The organism is Xanthomonas sontii (genome assembly GCF_040529055.1).
Lineage (GTDB): Bacteria > Pseudomonadota > Gammaproteobacteria > Xanthomonadales > Xanthomonadaceae > Xanthomonas_A > Xanthomonas_A sontii.
On record NZ_CP132342.1, the window covers coordinates 4,852,652 to 4,873,205 of the forward strand.

Annotated in this window: 18 protein-coding genes; 8 read left to right on the top strand and 10 right to left on the bottom strand. The window is 69.7% G+C overall.

Features of this window, described 5'->3' with window-relative positions; all coding sequences use genetic code 11:
* The first annotated feature begins 131 nt into the window (after positions 1-131).
* Positions 132-848: an SGNH/GDSL hydrolase family protein gene (locus RAB70_RS20655; RefSeq protein WP_148827862.1), complete on the top strand. Its 717-nt coding sequence runs from the start codon at positions 132-134 to the stop codon at positions 846-848.
* 34 nt (positions 849-882) lie between these two features.
* Here the strand turns inward: RAB70_RS20655 and RAB70_RS20660 are convergent, their stop codons facing one another.
* The 3 genes from RAB70_RS20660 to RAB70_RS20670 all read right to left on the bottom strand — a co-directional run bounded on the left by RAB70_RS20660 (position 883) and on the right by RAB70_RS20670 (position 3,752).
* Positions 883-2,163 (bottom strand): HAMP domain-containing sensor histidine kinase, encoded by a 1,281-nt coding sequence (locus tag RAB70_RS20660; RefSeq protein ID WP_148827863.1) that lies wholly within the window; start codon positions 2,161-2,163, stop codon positions 883-885.
* 108 nt (positions 2,164-2,271) lie between these two features.
* The gene (locus tag RAB70_RS20665) at positions 2,272-2,985 is read right to left on the bottom strand and encodes a response regulator transcription factor (protein WP_003481607.1); all 714 of its coding nucleotides are present in this window, start codon (positions 2,983-2,985) and stop codon (positions 2,272-2,274) included.
* Positions 2,986-3,077: 92 nt separating this feature from the next.
* Positions 3,078-3,752, bottom strand: a complete 675-nt coding sequence (locus RAB70_RS20670) for an arylesterase (protein WP_408068879.1) — start codon at positions 3,750-3,752, stop codon at positions 3,078-3,080.
* A 109-nt stretch (positions 3,753-3,861) separates the two neighbouring features.
* Between RAB70_RS20670 and RAB70_RS20675 the strand changes: the two genes are divergently transcribed.
* Positions 3,862-4,464 (top strand): ABC transporter ATP-binding protein, encoded by a 603-nt coding sequence (locus RAB70_RS20675; RefSeq protein WP_148827865.1) that lies wholly within the window; start codon positions 3,862-3,864, stop codon positions 4,462-4,464.
* Positions 4,461-6,944, top strand: a complete 2,484-nt coding sequence (locus RAB70_RS20680; RefSeq protein WP_148827866.1) for an ABC transporter permease — start codon at positions 4,461-4,463, stop codon at positions 6,942-6,944. Before RAB70_RS20675 ends, RAB70_RS20680 begins: the two co-directional genes overlap by 4 nt.
* 215 nt (positions 6,945-7,159) lie before the next feature.
* Here the strand turns inward: RAB70_RS20680 and RAB70_RS20685 are convergent, their stop codons facing one another.
* The 5 genes from RAB70_RS20685 to RAB70_RS20705 form a co-directional block, all read right to left on the bottom strand.
* On the bottom strand, positions 7,160-8,098 hold the full coding sequence (locus tag RAB70_RS20685) for a DUF6607 family protein (RefSeq protein WP_148827867.1): 939 nt from the start codon (positions 8,096-8,098) through the stop codon (positions 7,160-7,162).
* A gap of 49 nt (positions 8,099-8,147) precedes the next feature.
* Entirely contained in the window at positions 8,148-8,735 is a 588-nt protein-coding gene (locus RAB70_RS20690; RefSeq protein ID WP_148827868.1) for a Hemin transport protein, read from the bottom strand.
* 6 nt (positions 8,736-8,741) lie between these two features.
* A complete protein-coding gene (locus RAB70_RS20695) occupies positions 8,742-10,967 on the bottom strand; it encodes a TonB-dependent hemoglobin/transferrin/lactoferrin family receptor (protein WP_148827869.1) in 2,226 nt (741 codons plus the stop codon).
* Positions 10,968-11,142: 175 nt separating this feature from the next.
* Positions 11,143-11,343, bottom strand: coding sequence for a hemin uptake protein HemP (hemP, locus tag RAB70_RS20700; protein ID WP_017907561.1), 201 nt, complete (start codon positions 11,341-11,343; stop codon positions 11,143-11,145).
* Between the two features lie 192 nt (positions 11,344-11,535).
* On the bottom strand, positions 11,536-12,507 hold the full coding sequence (locus tag RAB70_RS20705) for an aldo/keto reductase (protein ID WP_148827870.1): 972 nt from the start codon (positions 12,505-12,507) through the stop codon (positions 11,536-11,538).
* Positions 12,508-12,738: 231 nt separating this feature from the next.
* Here RAB70_RS20705 and RAB70_RS20710 point away from each other — a divergent pair, with 231 nt between their 5' ends.
* The 5 genes from RAB70_RS20710 to RAB70_RS20730 all read left to right on the top strand — a co-directional run bounded on the left by RAB70_RS20710 (position 12,739) and on the right by RAB70_RS20730 (position 17,666).
* A complete protein-coding gene (locus tag RAB70_RS20710; RefSeq protein ID WP_017911618.1) occupies positions 12,739-14,037 on the top strand; it encodes a NupC/NupG family nucleoside CNT transporter in 1,299 nt (432 codons plus the stop codon).
* Between the two features lie 68 nt (positions 14,038-14,105).
* Positions 14,106-15,059, top strand: coding sequence for a ribokinase (locus RAB70_RS20715; RefSeq protein ID WP_017907558.1), 954 nt, complete (start codon positions 14,106-14,108; stop codon positions 15,057-15,059).
* Positions 15,060-15,153: 94 nt separating this feature from the next.
* Positions 15,154-15,759 carry a DUF4893 domain-containing protein gene (locus RAB70_RS20720; protein ID WP_148827871.1) on the top strand — a complete coding sequence of 202 codons (606 nt, stop codon included), beginning with the start codon at positions 15,154-15,156 and terminating at the stop codon, positions 15,757-15,759.
* Between the two features lie 54 nt (positions 15,760-15,813).
* On the top strand, positions 15,814-16,812 hold the full coding sequence (dusB, locus tag RAB70_RS20725; protein WP_148827872.1) for a tRNA dihydrouridine synthase DusB: 999 nt from the start codon (positions 15,814-15,816) through the stop codon (positions 16,810-16,812).
* Positions 16,813-16,838: 26 nt separating this feature from the next.
* Positions 16,839-17,666 carry a class I SAM-dependent methyltransferase gene (locus RAB70_RS20730; protein WP_148827873.1) on the top strand — a complete coding sequence of 276 codons (828 nt, stop codon included), beginning with the start codon at positions 16,839-16,841 and terminating at the stop codon, positions 17,664-17,666.
* Positions 17,667-18,049: 383 nt separating this feature from the next.
* On the opposite strand, the gene RAB70_RS20740 is transcribed toward RAB70_RS20730, so the two are convergent.
* Positions 18,050-18,733, bottom strand: a complete 684-nt coding sequence (locus tag RAB70_RS20740) for a hypothetical protein (protein WP_225851544.1) — start codon at positions 18,731-18,733, stop codon at positions 18,050-18,052.
* A gap of 674 nt (positions 18,734-19,407) precedes the next feature.
* The gene (locus RAB70_RS20745; protein ID WP_148827874.1) at positions 19,408-20,481 is read right to left on the bottom strand and encodes a metal-dependent hydrolase; all 1,074 of its coding nucleotides are present in this window, start codon (positions 20,479-20,481) and stop codon (positions 19,408-19,410) included.
* Positions 20,482-20,554 lie beyond the last annotated feature (73 nt).

Here is a 20,554-nt window from a genome sequence, read left to right on the forward strand (position 1 = left end):
CATGGGCAAGGCGCAGCGGGATAGGCGGCAATTTTGCCACAAGCCCCGCGGCACCGCCGGCATCGCCACGGATTTGCCTGCATGCGGCGCCTGCGGCACCATCGCCGATCCCCTTGCTTCGAGGAGGCGTCATGCCCCGTTCGCCGCTGCGCGCACCGCTGCTCGCCCTGAGTCTGTTCAGCCTGTCCCTGCTGGGCATGTCGCCGGCGCTGGCGCTCACCCCACTCCCGCCGCCCAGCGTGCCCGACCAGGTCTCCAATGCGGCCTGGGAAGAGGACATGGCGCGTTTCGCCAAGGACGATGCCGCGCATCCGGTCAAACCCGGTGGCGTGCTGTTCGTCGGCAGTTCCTCGATCCGCTTCTGGACCTCGCTGGCCACGGATTTTCCGGGCGTGCAGACGCTCAACCGCGGCTTCGGCGGCTCGGAGATCCGCGACAGCACCTGGTATGCCGACCGCATCGTGGTGCCGTACAAGCCGCGCCTGATCGTGTTCTACGCCGGCGACAACGACCTCAACAGCGGCCGCAGCCCGCAGCAGGTGCGCGACGACTTCGTGGCCTTCGTGACCCGCGTGCACCGCGACCTGCCCAAGACCCGTATCGTCTATCTGTCGATCAAGCCCAGCCCCTCGCGCGCGGCGCTGATGCCGAAGATGGCCGAGGCCAACGCGCTGATCCGCAAGGCCGCAGCCAGCCTGAAGCAGGTGCAGTTCGTCGACGTGTACACGCCGATGCTGGGTGCCGACGGGCAGCCGCGCGCCGAGCTGTTCGGACCGGACAAGTTGCACATGAACGCGGCCGGCTACGCGCTGTGGCGCGACACCCTGCGTCCGTACCTGAAGGATTGAACCGTGACGCGCCCGCGCCGCCGTGCGCGGGCGCTCACGTGACCGGCGGGAACCGCACGGTCGCAAGAATGCCGCCGCCCTCGGCGCTCTCCAGGGCCACCTGCCAACCGAAGCGCTCGCACAGCCGGCGCACGATCGACAGGCCCAGCCCCGCCCCTTGCGGGCGCTCCGGCTCGGCGCGGAAGAACGGCTCGAAGGCGTGCCGCAAGGCGTCCTCGGACATGCCGATGCCGGTGTCGCGGATGCGGATGCGGTCGGCCTCGACCTCGACCTCGATGCGCCCGGCGTCGGTGTAGCTGCAGGCGTTGCGCAGCAGGTTGCTGACCACCACGTGCAGCACGCGCGGCGGCGCATGCAGTGTCGCCGAGGCCAGCACGCGCACGCTCAGGGTCACCGGCTTGCCCACCAGCAGCTCGCGCGCGTTCTCGGCCTCGTACTCGACCACGTCGGCGATCTCGAAGAGTTCGCTCTGCGGCACCACGTCCGCTTCCCGCGCCAGGATGAGGAAGGCGTCGATCACCGCCTCCATGTCGCGGCCGGCGCGCTGGATGCGCTGCAGGCTGCGGTGCAGGCGCGGCGGCAGTTCCTGCTCGGTCATGGCGATGTCGGTGGCGACGCGGATCACCGTCAGCGGGGTGCGCAGCTCGTGGCTGGCATCGCGGGTGAAGTTGCGTTCGCGGGCGACGTGGTCGGTGACGCGCAGGGCCAGCGCATGCAGCGCGGCAGCCAGTTGCCGCGCCTCGCCCTGTACGTCGGCCGGCAGGTTTTCCGGGGCCAGTTCGGCGGCGGCTGGATGCCGCGGATCCCAGCGCGAGACCCGCCGCGCCAGCCAGTTCATCGGCGACAGCAAGCGCCGCGACACCCGCCAGGTCAGCCAGGCCACCACCAGCACCGCGATCAGGGTGAGCAACGTCGGCACCACGCCGAACCAGAACGCCAGCCGCTGCGCCGGTGCGCGCAAAAACACCAGGTACAGGCGCCCGTTCTCGGTCTGGTCGACCAGCACCATCTCGCCGCCAGGGCGATCTTCGTGCAGACCGGGCGCCAACCCGCGCAGGTCGGCAGGCACCGCCGCATCGGATTGCCCGGCGGGCACCAGATAACCGCGCAGGCTGTGGCTGTTGGGCGGCGGTTGCTGCGGCAGCTGCGCGCGCAGGCGCCAGTAGTAGCGCGCCTCCTGCTTCAGGATCGAGCCGACCAGCGAGTGCTGCACGATCGCGACCACCAGATAACTGGCAAGCGTGACCACACAGCCCGCAAACACGATGCGGGCGATCAGGGCGAGGCGAAGTTTGCGCGGCAACCCGTGCGGCATACGGCATCCGTGATCGTTGCCGCGATTATAGGAAGGCCGATCGTGAGCCTTTCGTGCAAGCGGCCCCGTTCACCGGGGCCGCTGCGGGGTCCACGATCGGGCGTTGCCTCAGCTCATCGGCTGGGCGATGTCGGCGATGCGGTAGCCGGCGCTCTGCACGGTGTGCAGCAGCGGGCGGTCGAACGGCTTGTCGATGATCTTGCGCAGGTTGTACAGGTGGCTGCGCAGGGTGTCCGAGTCCGGCAGGCCGTTGCCCCAGATCTCGCGCTCGATCTCCTGGCGGGTGACCACGCGCGGCGATTCGCGCATCAGGATGGTCAGCAGGCGCAGGCCGATCGGCGACAGCTGCAACTCGGTGCCGGCGCGGGTGGCGCGCATGCTCACCGGATCCAGCACCAGGTCGGCCACCTTCAGCACTTCCGAGCCGACCTGGCGGCGCTCGCGGCGGATCAGCGCGCGCAGGCGGGCTTCCAGTTCCTGGATCGCGAACGGCTTGGTCAGGTAGTCGTCGGCACCGAAGCCAAGGCCGGTGAGCTTGTCGTCGAGCGTGTCGCGCGCGGTCAGCATCAGCACCGGGGTCGACTTGCGCGCGTCGTTGCGCAGGCGGCGGCACACTTCGATGCCGTCCAGACGCGGCAGCATCAGGTCCAGCACCACCACGTCGTAGCTGTTCTCCGCCGCCAGGCGGTAGCCGTCCAGGCCGTCGCAGGCGTAATCCACTTCGAACCCGCGGCCTTCCAGGTACTCGCCGATCATCTCGGAAATATTGCGGTTGTCTTCCACGACCAGCACGAGCCCGGATGTTTCCTTGGTCTGACGCATAACGCTTCCTCAGTCTTCAGCTTTGTGAAACATGCCGGATGGGCGGTGGTGGTGGCGTGAAGGCCGCTTCATCTGCCTGAGCAACAAAAAAACTACTGCGCGATCAATGGCTTGAGCTGAGGCCAGACATTGTCCAGCACCTTGGGCTGGGCCGCCGCGGTGGGGTGCAGGCCATCGCCCTGCATCAGCGCCGGGTTCAGCGCCACGCCCTCCAGCAGGAACGGCAGCAGGCCGGTCCGGTACTGCCTGGCCAGGTCCGCATAGACCGCACGCAGGCGCTGCCGGTAGCCCGGTCCGTAGTTCGGCGGCACGTCGATGCCCAGCAACAGCACCTTCGCACCGGCGTCACGGCTGAGCACGATCATCTTCTCCAGGTTGCCGCGCAGTTCGGCCGGGCTCAGCCCGCGCAACGCGTCGTTGCCGCCCAGTTCGATGACCACCACCGACGGCCGGTGCTTCTGCAGCAGCGCCGGCAGGCGGGTCAGCGCGCCGGAGGAGGTCTCGCCGCTGATGCTGGCATTGACCACCGCCGGTGGCGCCCGCATCTGTTGCTGCAGGCGCTTGTCCAGCAAGGCCACCCAGCCGGACTGCACCGGGATGTTGTGCGCCGCGCTGAGGCTGTCGCCGAGCACCAGCACCGGCCCCGTCGCACCTTTGGCACAGGCGATGGCGGGCAGCAGCACCCACCATGCCAGCAGCAGCCAGGCGCGGCGCATCCAGGCCCGCTTGCTTCTCGTCTCGTCGCCACGCATTGGAGATTCCCTCATCGACAGCCAGGCCCCCACGCTTCGCGCCAGCATCGCCATCGACGTGCGCGATGTCGGCAAATCCGTCAGCGGACCGGAGGGTACGGTCCACATTCTCGACAAGGTCGGATTGACCATCGGTGAAGGCGACAGCGTCGCCATCGTCGGCGCCTCCGGCTCCGGCAAGACCACCCTGCTCGGCCTGCTGGCCGGCCTCGACCTGCCCACGCGCGGCGAGATCGTGCTGGCCGGGCAGTCGCTCAACGCATTGGACGAGGAAGCGCGCGCCGCGCTGCGCGCGCGCGAGGTCGGCTTCGTGTTCCAGAGTTTCCATCTGCTGCCGTCGCTGACCGCGGCGGAAAACATCGCGCTGCCGCTGGAGTTGGCCGGACGCGAGGATCCGGCGCGGGTGCGCGAGGTGCTGGAAGCGGTCGGGCTGAGCGCGCGGGCGCGGCACTATCCGCGGCAACTGTCCGGCGGCGAGCAGCAGCGCGTGGCGCTGGCGCGCGCCTTCGTGGCGCGGCCGCGGATCCTGTTCGCCGACGAGCCCACGGGCAGCCTCGACCAGGCCACCGGGCAACAGATCAGCGACCTGCTGTTCGCGCTCAACGAAGGCAGCGACACCACCCTGGTGCTGGTCACCCACGACATGCGCCTGGCGCAGCGCTGCGAACACCGCTACCGGCTCGACGGCGGCCGCCTGCGCGGCGCCGACGCGGCGGATGCCGCATGAACGTGCTGCGCCACGCCGCGCGCGCACTGCGCCGCGAGCTGTTCGCCGGCGATCTGCTGACCGTGTTCGCCGCGCTGGTGCTGGGCGTGGCGGTGATGACCGCGGTCGGCACCCTGGTCGACCGGGTGACCCTGGCGCTGACCGGCAGCGCCGCCGAGGTGATCGGCGGCGACCTCGGCGTCAGCGGGCGCCAGGACATCCCCGCCGCCTTCGCCGAGGAAGCGCAACGGCGCGGGCTGCGCAGTACGCGCATGGTCAGTTTCCCCAGCGTGCTGTTCCATGGCGACGCCAGCCAGATGGCCAACATCAAGGCGGTGGGCGCGGGCTATCCGCTGCGCGGCGAGTTGCTGGTCGCGCGCGACACCGTCGGCGCCGGCAGCGAACGCGCCGGTCCGCCGCCGCGCGGCGAAGCCTATGCCGATCCGCGCCTGCTCGAGGCGCTGGGGCTGAAGCTCGGCGATGCGCTGGAGTTCGGCGCCGGCACGCTGCGCGTGACCCGGGTGCTGCGCGCCGAACCGGATGCCTCCGGGGAGCTGATGCAGTTGTCGCCGCCGCTGCTGGTGAACCGCGCCGACGTCGATGCCGCCGGTCTGCTCGGCCCCGGCAGCCGCGCTTCCTATCGACTGATGTTCGCCGGTGCGCCCGGCGAGATCGCCGCCCTGCGCGAATGGCTGGCGCCACGCGCCAAGGCCTACCGCCTGGTCGGCATCGAGGACACCCAGCGCGGCGTACGTGGCGCCTTCGACCGCGCCGGGCGCTTCCTGGCCCTGGCCGCGTTGCTGGCGGTGCTGCTGGCCGGCGTCGCCACCGCGCTGGCCGCCAACCGCTTCGCCCTGCGCCGCATCGACCAGGTCGCGGTCTTGCGTTGCCTGGGCGCGCGCCAACGCGACATCCTCGGTGCGCTGGCGGTGCAGTTGCTGCTGCTGGCGATCCCCGCCTGCGCACTCGGCGTGGGCCTGGGCATGCTGGCCCAGGTCGGCCTGGTCGAAGCGCTGGGCAGCCTGATTCCCGACCGCCTGCCGCTGCCGCAGGCGACCCCGGCGCTGGCCGGCGCCGGCATCGGCCTGTTGCTGCTGCTCGGCTTCGGCCTGCCGCCGCTGCTGCGCCTGCGCGACGTCCCGCCGATGCGCGTGCTCAACCGCAGCTTTGCCGCACTGCCGCCAACCTCACTGCTGGTCTACGCCGCGGCCCTGGTCGCCACCGTGGTGCTGGCGGTCTACGCCACCGGCGACGGCGTGCTGGCGGCCTGGGTGCTGGGCGGCCTGACCCTGCTGGCGGCGCTGGCCGCGGCGGTCGGCGGCGTGCTGCTGGCGGTGCTGCGGCGACTGCAGGGACAGCTGCGCGGGCCTTGGAAGCTGGGCCTGGCGGCGCTGACCCGGCGCCGCGCACTGAGCGTGGTGCAACTGGTGGGCCTGTCGCTGTCGCTGTGCGCCCTGCTGTTGCTGGCGGTGATCGGCCCCGGCCTGCTGGGACAATGGCGCGACCGGCTGCCGGCGGACACGCCGAACTACTTCCTGATGAACATCCAGCCCGATCAGGCCGAGCAGGTGCTCGGCACCTTGCGCACGCTCGGTGTCGCCGATGCGGCAGTCGAGCCGTTCAGCACCGGCAAGCTGGTGGCGATCAACGGCAAGCCGCCGCAGCGCCGCGAGCAGGGGCCGGAGGACGATGGCGATGGCAGCGACCGGCCGATCAACTTCTCCTGGCGGCACGAGTTCCCCGCCGCCAACCGGCTGCTGTCCGGACGCTTCTGGGCCGCCGACAGCACCGCCGCCGAGGCCTCGGTGGAGGAAGGCTGGGCGCAGCGTTACGGGCTCAAGCTCGGCGACCGCATCACCCTGCTGCTCGGCGACCAGCAACGCAGCTTCACCGTCACCAATGTGCGCAAGGCCGACTGGGATTCGTTCCGGGTCAACTTCTTCCTGCTGCTCAACGCCGGCGCAGTGCAGGATGCGCCGTACAACCTGATCTCCGCCTTCCACCTGCCGCGCGCCTCGGCCGCGCAACTGAGCGGGCTCAGCCGCGCCTATCCGAACGTGTCGCTGCTGGACATCGACGCGATCCTGCAGCGGGTGCGCGAAGTCATCGACCGCGTCGCCCAGGCGGTGCAACTGGTGATGGGCTTCAGCCTGCTGGCCGGCGCGCTGGTGTTACTCGCCGCCCTGCAGGCCACCGCCGGCGAGCGCCGCTACGACAGCGCGGTGCTGCGCACCCTGGGCGCGCGGCGCGGGCAGTTGCGCGGCGCGGTGCTGGTGGAGTTCGGCGCGCTCGGCCTGCTCGCCGCGATCCTCGCGGTCGGCGCGGCGGCGATCATCGGCGTGGTGGTGGCCAGGCAGGCCTTCGACCTCGCGCTGTCGCCGCCGTGGCCGGCGCTGCTGCTCGGCGGCCTCGGTGGCGTGGCGCTGAGCCTGCTAGCCGGCTGGTCCGGCACCCGCCGCATCCTGCGCACGCCGCCGGCGCTGGCACTGCGCGAGCAGTGAAGGAGCCGGGAGTGGGGAATCGGGAGTGGGGATTGGAGGAGCGCGACATGTGATGCTGTCGCCGCCGGCGCTCGACGGCAGTACGTGGCGACAATGGCCGCAACGCGTGTCGCGCCTCGGAAAGGTGTCTCGAAAGAACGCGACACGCGCAAGAAAAAGGGGAAGACGCCATCCCGGCCGCCTTCCCCACCCTGGCTGTGTTGCCGGCGCTGGCCTCAGCGCGCGGCCGGCGCCGGCGCCGTCCATTGCGCGAACACCGCATCGAGTTGCGCATCGCTGACCGGCTTGCCCTGTTGCACCGCCTCGGCCTGCGCGAACAGCGGCACGATGATCGCCATGCCATCGACCTTGGTCTTCAGCTGCACGCCCGGCGGCTTGCCGAGCAGGCCGTCCCAACGCGCGCGCACCCTGGCCCAGTAGTCCCGGGTTGCGCTCCAGTAGGTGCGGGCCGGGGTGAAGTCCACGCTCGTGGTCTTGACGTAGTCGTTGAAGCCGAACTCGCGGGCGATGGCCTGCTGGCTGCCATCGGGCTTGCGCAGCACCTTGGTGTTGAACTGCTCGTGGGTCCAGCCGGCCGGGGTCAGCGTGTGCCGGTTGATCACCGCCAGCGCGTTGTAGTCGCTGCGCTTGGTGTACTCGCGGCGCGGCAACGGGCGCCAGCTCAGGTCGCTGGTCCAGGTCGGATGGCCATCGGCGTAGTCCCAGCGGCCGGTGCCGCAGTAGCGCGGCGCGTCGCTGACCTCGTACACGCACTGGGTCCAGGCACCACGGGTGGTCGCGGCGTCGAGCGGGCGCACCTGCCAGGTCTGATCGGCGCTGAACTCGAAGCGCTGCGGCGCCTCGTAGATCCAGTCCTGGCGCCAGTGCTTGGTCACGTGCCCGCTCTTGGGCTCCACCAGCAGATGCTGTAGCACCACCTTGCGCGGACTGTCCTCGACCACGATCACCACTTCGTCGCCACCGCTGCGCATTGGCGCGGCGCGCGCGTAGCCGGGTTGCAGCAGCACGGTCTCGTCGAAGGCGAACGCCACCGTGTACTCGCCCTGCATCGCCAGGATGCTGGAACGGTCGCGCGCCGGGTCGGCGCTCTCGGCGTGGACGGGGAGGCTGCCAGCAAGCAGCAGGGTGCAGAGCAGGGGCGGAGCTTTCTTCATCGAGAGAGGTGTCTTGGTTGATGGGAAACGAGGAAACGCCAGCGGCCGCTCACAACCGCAGCAGCGGCCACGGCCGCTCGGGATCGGAGCGCGGCGCAGGGCGTCCGGCGCGGGCGCAACAGCAGTAGTCGACCAGCACATCGCCCTCGGCCGCCTCCAGGCGCGCGATGCGGCGGGCGATGCTGGCACCGAGCGGCGACACGCCGGCGACGCTGGCCGCCAGCACGCCATCGGCCGCGTGCAGGCGCAGCGCCCGTGCGTGCCAGCCGTCGCCGCGCAGGCGCCCGGCGACGCGCCGCCACAGCCGCTCGGCGACGCCGCCGTCGGCGGCATCCTGCGCCGCGGGTAGCGCCGACAGCAGCATGTCCCAGGCGACGAAATCGCTGTCGGGCAGCAGGTACAGGCGCCAGCAGCATTGTTGCTGGCGGTCGTAGAAGCGCAGGCTCTCCAGCACCCCATCGCTGTCCACGTCCAGGTGCGCGGCCACGCTGCAGGCGTGGCGCCAGCCGATCAGTTCGGCGCCGGTGTGGGCGCGGTACAGACACAACACCGTGCCCAGTGCGGCCAACTGCGCCGGGCGCGGCAGCGGCGCGGCGATCCGCTCCGGGCCGGTACGCGCTGGCGCAGCGATGCGCATGTAGGGCTACCAGTCCAGCGCCAGGCTGACCGAGACGTTGCGCCCGGCGCCGGTGTAGCGGTCGAGCACGCTGCTGCGGGCCAGGGTCGCGCCGGGCAGCATGTTCCAGTCGATGTAGCGGCGGTCGGCCAGGTTGAACACGCCGACGTCGAGCCGCGCGCCTTCGGTGAAGCGCCAGTGTGCGAGCAGGTCCAGCGTCGCGTAGCCGGCCGGCGTGTAATAGCTCGGCAGTTCCGGCCGGCGCTTCTTCGCCACCGCGGTGGCGACCAGTTGCGTACCCCAGGTACTGTGGTCGTAGCCCAGGCCGAGCACGCCACGCAGCGGATCCACGGAATTGAGCGGGGTGCCGTCGGTGCGGTTGTCGCCGCGGGCATAGGCCGCGCTGGCCTGCAGCGACCAGCCGCTCCAGCGCGCATCGAGTGCGCCGACGTCGATGCCGGCCTTGGCTTCCACGCCGTGGATCGTCACTCGGTCGACGTTGCGCGATTGATACAGCATCAGGCCGTCGGCGTTGAAGCCGACGAAGCGATAGGACTCGATGAAGTCGCGATAGGCGTTGCGGTACGCGCTCAAGCCGGCGTAGACCGCCGGACCGGCATAGCGCACGCCCAACTCCGCGCCGCGACTGGTCTCCGGCTTCAGGTCGGGATTGGCGATCGCGGTGTAGCCGATCAGCAGGTTGGTGAAGCCGATATTGACGTCGTTGTACGGCGGCGCGCGGAAGCCGTGCGCGTAGTTGGCGTACAGCGACCAGGCATCGTCCAGGCGCCAGATCGCGCCGAGCTTGGGCGAGACGTTGCGATCGCTGATCTTCTTCGCCGCCACGCCGGGATTGTCGGTGGCGAAGATCGCATCGACCTGCGGCGACAGCCGATAGTAGTCGGCACGCAGCGCCGGCGTCAGGCTGAAGCGGCCGTCGGCCAGCGCGATCTCGTCCTGCAGGTAGGCGCCGGCCTTGAGCGTCTCGGTGATCGGGAAGTCGCGGACCGGGAAGGTTTCCATGCCCACGGTCTTGCTGATCGTGCCGGTGCGCAGGTTCAGCGTGCGGCCGTCGCGCTTTTCGTGGGTGTCGGTGTGCGACAGGTCGATGCCGTAGCTGATGTCGTGGACGATGCGCCCCTGATCGACCCGCTTGTGCAGATTCGCCTGCAGTCCGTACAGGCGCTGGTCGAAGTCGTGCTCCATGTGCCGCAGCGTGCCGTTGCTCCGGCGCTCGTCGGTGCGTTGCAGGCTCTGGCTGTCCTGGCGGTACAGCTGCCACTGCAGGTCGTCGGCGAGCAGCGTGTCGAGCTGATCCACCTCGTGTGCCAGCGACACGCGGGCGCGGGTCTGATGGTCGCGGCCGCGCTGCGACAGGATGCTGGCGGTGACGTTGCTCAGCGCATCGATGCGCGAGTAGTCCTCGTTGCCTTCCACGGTCAGCTTGAAGCGCTGATTGGCGCTGGGCGCGTAGACCAGCTTGCTGAGCAGGCTGCGGCCGTCGCTGCTGAGCGGATTGGGCGCGGTGCGGGCGGCGCCGATGCTGCGGTTGTCGCCCTGGGTCTCGCTTTCCTGGCCCTGGCGATGGCTGAGCGCGGCCATGCCGCTCCAGCGGTCGCCGCCGAAGGCGACCAGCGCGCCGGCGAACAACCCCTTCCACTCGCTCTCGTAGCCGAACTTCAGGCCGACGTAACTGTCCTTGCCCGGCGCCAGGTAGTCGGCCGGATCCTTGGTGACGTAGGCGACCACCCCGCCCAGCGCATCCGAACCGTACAGCGCGCTGGCCGGACCGCGCACGATCTCCACGCGCTTGAGCGTGTCCATGTCGACGAAGTTGCGGTTGGCGTTGAGGTAGCTGCCGAAGCTGAAGGTGTCCGAGACCGGGATGCCGTCGGTCTGGATCAGCACGCGGTTGCCGTCCAGGCCACGGATGCGGATGCCGGAGATGCCGCTGAAGCGGCCGCTGTTGCCGGTGGCGGACACGCCGGGCGTATAGCGCAGCAGATCCTTCAGGTCGTGGACCAGTGCGCGGTCCATCTGTTCGCGATCGATCACGTCGACGCTGCCGGGCACGTCGACGATGGCGCGCTGGGTGCGGGTGGCGGTGACCTGCAGGCGATCGAAATCGCGGGTGGCGGCCGCCGCACTGGCGGCGTCGTCAGCGTCGGAGGCAGAGGCGGGTGCGGGAGCGGCATGCGCGCAGGCGGCCAGAGCCAGCCACAGCGCGCCGGTGAGCGGGGCGGTACGGAACATGGGGAGCATCGGTGGTCGCGTAAGACCCTCGACCGGCACGGCGCGGGGTCCGCGCCTGGCCGAGGGGGAGAGAAGGATCGCGACTGCGAGGCGGCCGCGGCCGACGCGCAAGGGCGTGGGCCAGGTGGCGGCAGATCGGGCGGGGAGACCGGCCGCGCGCGGCGGCCGGAGGGCATCACTTGGTCAGGATCAGCTTGTCGTTGCTGGTGTGGCGCAGACGATAGACGCGGTCGCCGTGCTGGATCAGCACTTCGCGGCGGCCCTTGAGCAGCGCCTGGCTGCTGATGGTTTCTTCGGCCGGCACGGCGCGCGGCACGGTGCGCTCGCGCAGGCTCAGGGTCTCGGGGTGACGCAACAGCACGGGTTGAGCGGTCATGGTCGAACTCCATCCACGGGGTGCATCGAGATGATAATGATTCTCAATACTTAATCAAGACCCATTCTCGCCCGATTCGATTGGCAATCCCGATCGAAACCCCGACCACGAAAGATTCCAAAGATCGCCACACATCAACGCCTTCGCCGCCGCGCCACCGCTGCACTGCGGCGGCGCAAGCGCATGCCGTCGTCAGCGCACCGCGGCGTCGACCCGTTCCCACCACGCCGCGTCGTCGCGCGCGGCCAGCTCCAGCGCAGCCAGGTTCTCCAGCAACTGCGCGACCCGGCTGGCGCCGAGGATCACCGTGGACACGTGCGGGTTGCGCAGGCACCAGGCGATCGCCAGCGCCGCCGGCGTCACGCCTTCGGCTGCGGCCAGCGCAGTGAAGGCGCGCGCGCGCTCGACCCGGCGCTGCGTGGGCGACCCGATCACCTCCTGCTGCAGCCAGGCATTGCGCTCCTGGCCCAGGCGCGAGGCCGGATCGATGCCGTCGTTGTACTTGCCGGTGAGCAGGCCCGAGGCCAGCGGCGACCAGATGGTGGTGCCCAGGCCGAGTTCGGCGTACAGCGGCGCATACTCCTGCTCCACGCGCTCGCGATGCAGCAGGTTGTACTGCGGCTGTTCCATCGACGGCCCGTGCAGGCCCAGCGCACGCGCCACCTGCGCCGCCTCGCGGATGCGCTCGGCCGGCCACTCGGAGGTACCCCAGTACAACACCTTGCCCTGGCGGATCAGCGCATCCATCGCACGCACGGTTTCCTCCACCGGCGTGTCCGGATCGGGGCGGTGGCAGTAGTAGAGATCCAGATACTCCACTCGCAGCCGCTTGAGCGCGGCATGGCAGGCGTCGGTGACGTGCTTGCGCGAGAGCCCGCGCTGAGTGGGGCGCGGCGACTCGACCGCGCCGAAGTAGACCTTGCTGGACACGCAGAAGCCGTCGCGCGGCAGCCGCAGGTCGGCGATCACGTCGCCCATCACCTGCTCGGCGCGGCCGTGCGCATAGACCTCGGCGTTGTCGAAGAAGTTGATGCCGTGGTCCCAGGCAGCGGCGATCAGGTTGCGCGCTTCGTCGCGGCCGGTCTGCCCGCCGAAGTTGATCCAGGCGCCGAACGACAGCGCCGACAGTTGCAGCCCGGTGGCACCGAGGCGACGGTAATGCATGGCAACTCCTCCTGCTGAACGAACCCGCGGCACGGCCGGGGGGCGGCCGCACAGTGTAGCGGCGCTGCCGCAAGGCCCCGTCGGCGCCGCCACGCCGTCGGCAGCCAGGCGCCCCGCTCTTGCGAATCCCCAATCCCCAATCCCGAATCCCCCGACTGAACACGCCTCGCCTTGCCGGCCGTCACCCCCTGCACTAGGCTTCCCGTCTTTGGTCGGGGACCGGGGACGCAGATGGTCGAGGGATTGGGAAGGATCGGCTTCGGCCTGTTCGGTTTGGCGGTGTTGATCGGGATCACCTGGCTGTTCTCCAACAACCGCCGGGCGGTGGACTGGAAGCTGGTCGCGACCGGCCTAGTCCTGCAGATCGGGTTCGCCTCGCTGGTGCTGCTGGTCCCCGGCGGCCGTGAGGTGTTCGACTGGCTCGGCCAGGTGTTCGTCAAGGTGCTGAGCTTCGTCAACGAAGGCTCCAGCTTCATCTTCGGCAGCCTGCTCGACACCAAGACCTACGGCTTCATCTTCGCCTTCCAGGTGCTGCCGACCATCATCTTCTTCTCCGCGCTGATGGGCGTGCTGTACCACCTGGGGGTGATGCAGGCGGTGGTGCGGGTGATGGCCTGGGCGATCACCAAGGTGATGCGCGTGTCCGGCGCCGAGACCACCAGCGTCTGCGCCAGCGTGTTCATTGGCCAGACCGAGGCGCCGCTGACGGTGCGTCCGTACATCCCGCGCATGACCGAGTCCGAACTGCTGACGATGATGATCGGCGGCATGGCGCACATCGCCGGCGGCGTGCTGGCGGCCTACGTGGGCATGCTCGGCGGCGGCGACCCGGCGCAGCAGGCGTTCTATGCCAAGCATCTGCTGGCGGCCAGCATCATGGCCGCGCCGGCGACGCTGGTGGTGGCCAAGCTGCTGATCCCGGAAACCGGCACGCCGCTGACCCGCGGCACGGTCAAGATGGAAGTGGAGAAGACCACCAGCAACGTGATCGATGCCGCCGCCGCCGGCGCCGGCGACGGCCTGCGCCTGGCGCTGAACATCGGCGCGATGCTGCTGGCGTTCATCGCGCTGATCGCGCTGGTCAATGCGCCGCTCACCTGGATCGGCGACGTCACCGGCCTGGCCAGCGTGATCGGCCGCCCGACCAACCTGTCCACCATCTTCGGCTACGTGCTGGCGCCGGTGGCCTGGGTGATCGGCACGCCATGGCCGGATGCGACCACGGTCGGTTCGCTGATCGGCCAGAAGGTGGTCATCAACGAGTTCGTCGCGTATACCGAGCTGTCGCGTATCGTCCAGGGCCAGGTGCCGGGCGTGAGCCTGAGCGCGGAAGGCCGGCTGGTCGCCACCTACGCGCTGTGCGGCTTCGCCAACTTCAGTTCGATCGCGATCCAGATCGGCGGCATCGGCGGCCTGGCCCCCGAACGCCGCCACGACCTGGCCCGCTTCGGCCTGCGTGCGGTGCTGGGCGGCTCGATCGCCACCTTCATGACCGCGACCATCGCCGGGGTGCTGTCGCACTTCGCCTGATCCGGCCGCGGCATCCGCCGCACCCGTCTTTCTTTTTTTCAGTTCCAGTCGAGAAGCAGTACATGCCTATGAGTTCGGTCATCGTCGTCGGTTCGTTCAATGTCGACCATGTGTGGCGTTGCGAGAATCTGCCCGCACCGGGGGCGACCATCGCCGGCCGCTACAGCACCGGCCCCGGCGGCAAGGGCTTCAACCAGGCGGTGGCGGCGGCGCGTGCCGGCGCGCGCACCAGCTTCGTCTGCGCGCTCGGCGACGACGCCGGCGGCGCGATGGCGCGCGGCCTGGCCGCGCAGGACGGTATCGCCCTGGTCGCCGAGGCCAGCAGCGAGCCGACCGGCACCGGCGGCATCTACGTCGACGGCCACGGCCGCAACACCATCGTCATCGGCGCCGGCGCCAACGCCGCGCTGAGCCTGGACTTCGTGCAGGCGCAGCGCCCGCTGCTGGGCTCGGCGCGGGTACTGCTGGCGCAGCTGGAATCGCCGATCGAGACCATCGAGGGCACCCTCGCCCTCGCCCGCGAGGCCGGCCTGACCACCGTACTCAACGCCGCCCCGGCCAACGCGCAGACCAGCATCGGCCTGCTCAAGCTGGCCGACGTGCTGACCCCCAACGAAACCGAGTTCGCCGCCCTGCTCGCCCGCCATGTCGGCGTGCGCGTGGACGCCGACGACGTCGCCGCCACCGATGGCGGCAGCCTGCACGCGCTGTGCCGCAAGCTGCTGCCGGGCGGCACCGTGGTGGTGACGCTGGGCGCGGTCGGTGCGTTCATCTCGCACCCCGAGGAGCGCCTGCTCGGCGACACCCAGCCCTACTACCGGATCGGCGCCGAAACCGCGCATACCGTGGACACCACCGGTGCCGGCGACGCCTTCAACGGTGCCCTGGTGGCGTCGCTGGCGCAGTCGCCGAACGCCGCGTTCGCCACCCACGTGCGCTTCGCCAACCACTACGCGGCGCGCTCCACCGAGGCCGAAGGCGCGGCGGCGTCGATGCCGCGGCTGACGCCCGAGGCCGGCTGAGCGATCGGCGCGACGGTGCCGGCCGTCGCCGTTGCCTGCCATCACAAACCAGCGCCGGCGCTGCGCCGGCCACGCATCCGACAAGGAGTTGCCGATGCCCCGCCGTTCCGTCAGCCCGTTCGCCGCGCTATGCGCACTGCTGCTCCCGCTGTCCGCGGCCGCGGCACCGCGCTGCGACTGGAACAGCCTGGCCACCGACGCCGACCGCGCCGCGGTGACCGTCTCCGCCAAACGCCTGCAGCAGGTGATCGCGGCGCATTACGACGATGCCGAGCAGGAAAAGGGCGCGGCGCTGGCGCGGACACTGCTGCAGCGCGCGCAGACGCCGCAGCAGCCGGGCACATTGGAAGGCCGCTGGAAGGTGCGCTCGATCCAGGTCGACCCGCACTTCGCCTACGCCTATCCCTACTTCAAGGCCGAGATCCGCCGCGCTCCCTGCGGCTACCACCTGAGCAAGACCAGCGGCTCGCAGCGCCGCAGCGGCACGCTGTATCCGCTGTCCGCCGGCAGCCATGAGCTGGCCTTCCTCGGCGCAAGCACGGTCAACGACGAGCCGGAAGCGGCCTACACGCCCGGCCATGCCTCCGACGGCACGCACGGCAACAGCGTCGGCCGCCTGGTCGCGCTGGGTCCGGACGAACTGCTGCTGATCCTGGACGGCAAGGACAACGGCTTCGAGCTGTACCAGCTGATGCGCTGACGGCCGCGCGGGTCGCCCGGCCCGCCAGCGCATGCGCCCCGCTACACTAAGCGCATGCGTATCGGCCCCTACACGATCGAACCGAAGGTGATCCTGGCACCGATGGCCGGGGTCACCGACAAGCCGTTCCGGCTGCTGTGCAAGCGGCTGGGCGCGGGCCTGGCCGTGTCGGAAATGACCATCTCCGATCCGCGCTTCTGGCAGACCCGCAAGTCGCTGCAGCGCATGGACCACGCCGGCGAGCCGGACCCGGTGAGCGTACAGATCGCCGGCACCGAACCCCAGCAACTGGCCGAGGCCGCGCGCTACAACGCCGACCACGGCGCGCAACTGATCGACATCAACATGGGTTGCCCGGCGAAGAAGGTGTGCAACGCCTGGGCCGGCTCGGCGCTGATGCGCGACGAGGCGCTGGTGGCGCGCATCCTCAGTGCAGTGGTGAAGGCCTCGCCGGTGCCGGTGACGCTGAAGATCCGCACCGGTTGGGACTGCGACCACCGCAACGGCCCGGTCATCGCGCGCATCGCCGAGGACTGCGGCATCGCCGCGCTGGCAGTGCACGGGCGCACCCGCGACCAGCATTACAGCGGCCAAGCCGAGTACGCGACCATCGCCCAGATCAAGGCGATGCTGCGCATTCCGGTGATCGCCAACGGCGACATCGATTCGCCGCAGAAGGCGGCGCAGGTGCTGGCCGCGACCGGCGCCGATGCGGTGATGGTCGGGCGTGCGGCGCAGGGCCGGCCGTGGATCTTCGGCGAGATCGCGCACTACCTGGCCACCGGCGAACTGCGGCCGGCGCCGTCGCTGACCTTCGTCCGCGACACCCTGCTCGGCCACCTGCAGGCGCTGCACGCGTTCTACGGCGAGGTGCAGGGCGTGCGCATCGCGCGCAAGCACCTGGGCTGGTATGCCAAGGATCAACCCGAGAACGCCGCGTTCCGCGCCGTGGTCAACCGCGCCGAGAGCGCGCAGGCACAGCTGGCGCTGACCGCCGAGTACTTCGATGCGCTGATCGCCGGGGTGCCGCCGGCCTTGTCCGCCGCCGCCTGACGTCTTCTTCTCCCTGGAGCATCGCCATGCGCTCGTCTCCCGAAACCCCGACCTATCTGCACGGCTATTCCGACACCGAACAGGCACGCCTGTTGAAACAGGCGCGGCTGCTGGAAGCCACCCTGTTCAACCAGATCGACTACACCGGCGCGCGGCGCCTGCTGGAAGTGGGCAGCGGCGTCGGCGCCCAGACCGAAGTCTTGCTGCGGCGTTTCCCGGAGCTGCACGTCACCGGCATCGACCTGAGCGAGGCGCAACTGCAGGCCGCGCGCGACAACCTGCAGCGCATGCCCTGGTGCCAGGACCGCTACACGCTGCAGCAGGCCGACGCCGGCGACCTGCCGTTCCAGCCGCGCAGCTTCGATGCGGCGTTCCTGTGCTGGGTGCTGGAACACGTGCCGTCGCCGGCGCGGGTGCTCAGCGAAGTGCGGCGGGTGCTGGCACCGGGGTCGCCGGTGTACGTGACCGAGGTGATGAACGCCTCGTTCCTGCTGCATCCGTACTCGCCGAACGTATGGCGCTACTGGATGGCGTTCAACGACTTCCAGTACGACCATGGCGGCGACCCGTTCGTCGGCGCCAAGCTCGGCAACCTGCTGCTGGCCGGCGGCTATCGCGACGTCAGCACCGAGATCAAGACGCTGCACCTGGACAACCGCGAGCCGGCGCGGCGCAAGACCATGATCGGGTTCTGGGAAGAGTTGCTGCTGTCGGCGGCCGAACGGCTGCTGCAGGCCGGCGCGGTGGATGAGGAAACCGTGGCCGGCATGCGCCGGGAAATGGCCCAGGTGCAGAGCGACCCGGACGCGGTGTTCTTCTATTCGTTCGTGCAGGCGCACGCGACGGTGTATTGAGCCGTGTTCGCGGCGACGCTGCCGCATCGACCGGCTCGGGCGCGGCCGGTTCGACCCAGATCCGCCGCCACACCCACGCCAGCGCTGCGCCGCTCTGCCCGCGCGCCACCGGCGCCCGGTAAGCCGCCTGCAGCTGCCTCGGCGCGATCGCCTCGCAGCCATCGCCGCACTGCCGCGCCACCGCGAAGTTGGAGTTGTCGCGCAAAGCCACTGTGCTGGCGATGCGGAGTTGGCTCGGCCAGCTCCAGAAGCCCGGATCAACCATGCGCCTGCACACCGGAACAGTAGCGACACGGCCACATCCCCTGTTTGGTGAAAAGGCGTCCCGTCAGGAACGCCTCCCTTCATCCGCACCGCCTGAAGCAGGCTTAGGGGGAACGCTATTAGTAAGCGTAGAGCGGGAAATATCCTTGTGAAGCGAGCGCATGAAAGGCTGCGCGGGAGGTGGAAGCGCCCATTTCGCCGTCATGAAACACGAAGTAACCCACTGCATCGCACGCTGCGACAATCGCCCAGCCCTTTTTCGGGTCCAGAGACGCAGCGTATTTCGATGCGGTGTCGACCGCAAATTTGGACCAGTAACGCGCGGAGTGTCTGATCACGCTCAGCCCGCCCAGAACCAGCGCGCCATTCTTCGACGTTGGATCGAGCCGCGCAATGCCTTCCCGTTCCAATTCCTCGAATTGCACCGCCGCCGCATCCAGGCCCTCGGCGTTCTGCACGATCTGATCCATTCGCACGATGAACGAGAACTCGTAGGCACTGAGCTGTTGGCGTAGCCCGGCCAGGTTTTCGGTCATCGGCCGGAGCGGATCGATGGCATCCAGCATGGGCTGCCGCGTGGCAATGAAGCGCTCCAGCGGCATCCCTGGGTTGTAGCCGCACTTCTCGACCAGGACGGCGAGAATCTCGTCGGGTGAGGCTTTGGCATCCATCAAGCAGCCGAGGTACATGTTGTGCCGGATGCCCGCCTGGTCGATCGGGTTCTCGGCCGCCAGCACGGGGGCGGTACCGAAGGCACTGCCGACCAGGAGCGCGGCGGTTGCGACAAGAAGCTTTTTGTTCATCAACGTTCTCATGAAATGGATGGAGGGTGGCCAAGATCTCCCGACGTTCCTGCGGAGGACCCAGGCGAGGCGACCACACCGCATCGGCACACGGCGCGATGCGACGGTTTCAGGCTAGGCAGATCTGCGGCGACGCACGAGGACGAAACCGGGTCGCGACGGGAACGAACCGGGTCGAATTGGCGAATCGATGGCACCGTCACCGCATCGCGCAAACGTAGCCCTGGCTGCCGGCGGACATTCCATGATCGAAGAATCAATGCCTTGCGCCGATTCGTTCCCGATCCATCGCCGCGGATGCGCTGGAATCGCGGCGTCGCTGCAACGCGGCTGTTGCGCGCCTTGTGGTTAGGAAGCTCACCCACTCACCAGCGTCGCGTCGTCCATGCCGCGCTGGCCGCACCGCGGCCGCCGGCGCGCATTCCGTCGTCGCGGCCCTTCGAGCTTGCCGTTAGCCGCCCACGGGCACGACACCGCACCTACCGTCGGACTGCCGCCTGCAGCAGGATCACAAGCCGCAGGTGGTGACGAAGTTCGATTTCAACCGGGAATCACCGCGGCAGGTGATGGTCACGTGCGGGGCAGCCGGGCACGAGAAGTATGCGCCTAAGTTCTGGCAGCCAATGCCGCTTCGTGCGACTTGGCGCCGGCAATGAAGGCGCATCGCGCCGCGCTCAACGCGCCGCGGTAGGCACCTGAGCGCCGACCGGCGCGGGCGATGCCGGTTCGGTCCAGATCCGTTGCCACATCCGCGCCAACGCCGCACCAATCTGCCCACGTGCCACCGGCGCCCGGTACGCGGCCTGCAGCTGCCGCGGCGGTATCGCCGCCCAGCCGTCGCCCTGCTGTCGCGCCACCGCGAAGTTGAAGTTGTAGTCCGGCTCCAGGCCCATGCGCAGGTCGCTGAGCACCAGTTCGCCGTCCTTGACCTGCGCGCGCATGAAGCCGCGGTTGAACCACGTCAGGCGCTGCACCGCCGGCAGGTCGCGCACCTGCGCCAGCGCCTGGGTGTTGGAAGGATAGCCCTGGAAGCGCATCGGCCCGTGGTCGGCGACCAGCGAGCGCTCGCCGATCACGTAGCCGCTCGGGGTCATCGCCACCACCCGCCACAGCAGCGTGTTGAACGGCATCGGCACCGAGAAGCGCGGCGCCTGCGCCAGGCCCATCGCCGCCAGCGCGCGGTCGGCCTCGCGGTCGACCAGTTGCTTGGCCTGCAGCGACCAGCCCAGGTAGACACTGCTCAACAGCAGTCCGACCAGCAACGCCTGCTGCGCCACGCGCCGCGCGCGGGCGAACCAGGCGATGGCGCAGGCCAGCAGCAGCCACAGCGTGTAGACGGGATCGATGATGAACACGCTCGACCACATCGTCGGCGATGGCCGCAGCGGCCACCACAGCTGCGTGCCGTAGACGGTGAACGCATCCAGCAGCGGGTGGGTGATCAGCGCCAGCTGGATCGCCCAGAACCAGCGGTGTGGCGCTTCGGCCACGCGTCCATGGCCGAAGCGCCGGAACAGCCACCAGATCAGCCAGCCGAGCAACGGCAGCACGAACAGCGAATGGCTGACGCTGCGATGCACCGTCATCAGCGTCACCGGATCGCGGGTCAGCGGCAGCAGGATCAGCGCATCGAGATCCGGCAGGGTGCCGAGCGCGGCGCCGGCAAGCAGTGCCGCGCGCCGATGTGCGGCCGGGGCGATGGCGGCGGCAATGGCGCCGCCGAGCACGATCTGGGTGAGGGAATCCATCGGCCGATGCTAGCAGCGATGCGGCGATCGAGGCACAGCGGTAGCCGTGGCGGGCGTGCTGCGCCTTGACGAG

Excerpts from the sequence above, each read along its gene's own strand:
- RAB70_RS20655 (WP_148827862.1), top strand. The coding sequence starts at position 132 with ATGCCCCGTTCGCCGCTGCGCGCACCGCTGCTCGCCCTGAGTCTGTTC.
- RAB70_RS20660 (WP_148827863.1), bottom strand. The coding sequence starts at position 2,163 with ATGCCGCACGGGTTGCCGCGCAAACTTCGCCTCGCCCTGATCGCCCGC.
- RAB70_RS20665 (WP_003481607.1), bottom strand. The coding sequence starts at position 2,985 with ATGCGTCAGACCAAGGAAACATCCGGGCTCGTGCTGGTCGTGGAAGAC.
- RAB70_RS20670 (WP_408068879.1), bottom strand. The coding sequence starts at position 3,752 with ATGAGGGAATCTCCAATGCGTGGCGACGAGACGAGAAGCAAGCGGGCC.
- RAB70_RS20680 (WP_148827866.1), top strand. The coding sequence starts at position 4,461 with ATGAACGTGCTGCGCCACGCCGCGCGCGCACTGCGCCGCGAGCTGTTC.
- RAB70_RS20685 (WP_148827867.1), bottom strand. The coding sequence starts at position 8,098 with ATGAAGAAAGCTCCGCCCCTGCTCTGCACCCTGCTGCTTGCTGGCAGC.
- RAB70_RS20690 (WP_148827868.1), bottom strand. The coding sequence starts at position 8,735 with ATGCGCATCGCTGCGCCAGCGCGTACCGGCCCGGAGCGGATCGCCGCG.
- RAB70_RS20695 (WP_148827869.1), bottom strand. The coding sequence starts at position 10,967 with ATGTTCCGTACCGCCCCGCTCACCGGCGCGCTGTGGCTGGCTCTGGCC.
- hemP (WP_017907561.1), bottom strand. The coding sequence starts at position 11,343 with ATGACCGCTCAACCCGTGCTGTTGCGTCACCCCGAGACCCTGAGCCTG.
- RAB70_RS20705 (WP_148827870.1), bottom strand. The coding sequence starts at position 12,507 with ATGCATTACCGTCGCCTCGGTGCCACCGGGCTGCAACTGTCGGCGCTG.
- RAB70_RS20710 (WP_017911618.1), top strand. The coding sequence starts at position 12,739 with ATGGTCGAGGGATTGGGAAGGATCGGCTTCGGCCTGTTCGGTTTGGCG.
- RAB70_RS20715 (WP_017907558.1), top strand. The coding sequence starts at position 14,106 with ATGAGTTCGGTCATCGTCGTCGGTTCGTTCAATGTCGACCATGTGTGG.
- RAB70_RS20720 (WP_148827871.1), top strand. The coding sequence starts at position 15,154 with ATGCCCCGCCGTTCCGTCAGCCCGTTCGCCGCGCTATGCGCACTGCTG.
- dusB (WP_148827872.1), top strand. The coding sequence starts at position 15,814 with ATGCGTATCGGCCCCTACACGATCGAACCGAAGGTGATCCTGGCACCG.
- RAB70_RS20730 (WP_148827873.1), top strand. The coding sequence starts at position 16,839 with ATGCGCTCGTCTCCCGAAACCCCGACCTATCTGCACGGCTATTCCGAC.
- RAB70_RS20740 (WP_225851544.1), bottom strand. The coding sequence starts at position 18,733 with ATGAACAAAAAGCTTCTTGTCGCAACCGCCGCGCTCCTGGTCGGCAGT.
- RAB70_RS20745 (WP_148827874.1), bottom strand. The coding sequence starts at position 20,481 with ATGGATTCCCTCACCCAGATCGTGCTCGGCGGCGCCATTGCCGCCGCC.